1 protein-coding gene and 1 pseudogene are annotated in these 1,883 nt (G+C 73.9%); both read right to left on the minus strand.

Going from position 1 to position 1,883, the window contains the following annotated elements:
* Nucleotides 1–3: 3 nt before the first annotated feature.
* Nucleotides 4–1,707 (minus strand): L-aspartate oxidase, encoded by a 1,704-nt coding sequence (locus PLL68_RS14540; RefSeq protein ID WP_324535305.1) that lies wholly within the window; start codon nucleotides 1,705–1,707, stop codon nucleotides 4–6.
* Between the two features lie 12 nt (nucleotides 1,708–1,719).
* A pseudogene (locus tag PLL68_RS14545) lies at nucleotides 1,720–1,883 on the minus strand (pantoate--beta-alanine ligase); the annotation flags it as partial.

Genomic DNA, 1,883 nt, shown 5'->3' on the forward strand with positions numbered 1-1,883 from the left:
CGCTCATCGGGGGTCTCCTGCGGGGCGTTCGGTGATGACGACCTGACCGTCGGCCTGCCGGGTCGCGGTGAGGTGGGTCAGCCAGCGGGCGTCGTCGCGCTCGGGGAAGTCCGAGCGCACGTGCCCGCCGCGGGTCTCCTCGCGCAGGTGCGCGACGTGCGAGAGCACCTGTCCCAGGTGCAGCAGGTTGGTCGTCTCCCAGGTGAGCGGCCCGGGTTCGGCCTCCGTGGTCGGTTGGGCCGCGAGCGCCGCGAGGGCGACCTGCGCACCGGCGGTCGACTCGCCCGAGCGCACCGGCCCCGAGCCCAGCGTCATGGCGCGCTGCACCTCGATGCGCCGCGAGGCGTCGAGCACGGCGTCGGTGTCCCCCTCCAGTGACCCACCGGCGGCCGCAGGGGCAGCGACGGAACGCTGTGGCAGGTCACCGGAGCTGAACCGCGCCGCGATGTCGTCGGCGATCCGGTGGGCGAAGACCAGCCCCTCGAGCAGGGAGTTGGAGGCCAGGCGGTTGGCGCCGTGCACGCCGGTGCACGAGCACTCGCCGCAGGCGTAGAGCCCGTCGAGCGACGTGCGCCCGAGCAGGTCGGTCTCGACGCCACCTGAGGCGTAGTGCTGCGCCGGGGCGACGGGTAGCAGGTCAACGGCCGGGTCGAACCCGAGCTCACGGCAGCGGGCGACGATCGACGGGAACCGCTGCTCCAGGAACGCCCCGCCGAGGTGTCGTGCGTCGAGCCAGACGTGGTCGACCCCCTGGTCACGCATGACGTCGAGGATCGCGCGCGCGACGACGTCACGCGGCGCGAGGTCCTCGAGCGGATGCCGTCCGGCCATGATCCGTGTCCCGTCACCGTCGACGAGGAAGGCGCCCTCGCCCCGCAGTGCCTCGGAGATGAGCGGCTGCTGCCCGGTCGACCCCTCACCGAGGAAGAGCACCGTGGGGTGGAACTGGACGAACTCGAGGTCGGTGACGGCCGCCCCGGCGCGCAGGGCTGCGGCCATCCCGTCGCCGGTCGCGACCGGCGGGTTGGTCGTCGAGGCGTAGATCTGCCCGAGGCCCCCGGTCGCGAGCACGACGGCCCGGCCCGCGGCCGCGCCGACCCCGTCGACCTGGCCCTCGCCGATGACGTGCAGGGTCACCCCGCACACGGCGCCGTCGGCGGCGGTGAGCAGGTCGACGACGAGCGCGTGCTCGATGACCTCGATGCCCGGGTCGTCGAGCACCCGGTGCAGCGCGGCGATGAGTGCGCGGGAGATCTCGGCACCAGTCGCATCACCGCCGGCGTGGGCGATGCGGTCGCGGTGGTGGCCACCCTCGCGGGTCAGCTTGATCTCACCGCCGGCGTCACGGTCGAACTCGGCCCCCAGGGCGACGAGTTCGTGCACCCGTTCGGGGCCCTCGGTGACCAGGGCCCGAACCGCCTCGACGTCGCACAGGCCGACCCCGGCGACCAACGTGTCGTCGAGGTGCTCCTGCGCGGTGTCGTCGGGGTCGAGCACGGCGGCGATCCCCCCTTGGGCCCACTGGGTCGAGCCCGCGGAGAGCACCGTCTTGGTCACGAGCAGCACCCGATCGACCTGTTCGCGCAGCCGCAGGGCGCACGTCAGACCGGCGATGCCGGAGCCGACGACGATGACGTCGGCGGACGTGGTCCATCCGGGGGCGGAAGCAGTGAGGCGACGGGGCAGCGTGAGGGGGGCGGACCGCATCCGAACTGCCCCTCAGACGTCCGCGCGGGCGTGCGGGACGTCCGAGAAGACGTCGAGCGCACCACCCCCCGGCCCGACGAGCACCGGGGTGTTGTCGATGAGGCGCGTGGTGCCGACGCGTGCGGCGACGGCGAGCAGGGCCTCGCCCCGGTACCACTCGGGCACGTCGGCGAGCG

The organism is Ornithinibacter sp. (genome assembly GCF_035443565.1).
GTDB lineage: Bacteria > Actinomycetota > Actinomycetes > Actinomycetales > Dermatophilaceae > Fodinibacter.

Bases quoted from the DNA above. Each gene is read 5' to 3' on its own strand.
- PLL68_RS14540 (WP_324535305.1), bottom strand. From the start codon at position 1,707: ATGCGGTCCGCCCCCCTCACGCTGCCCCGTCGCCTCACTGCTTCCGCC.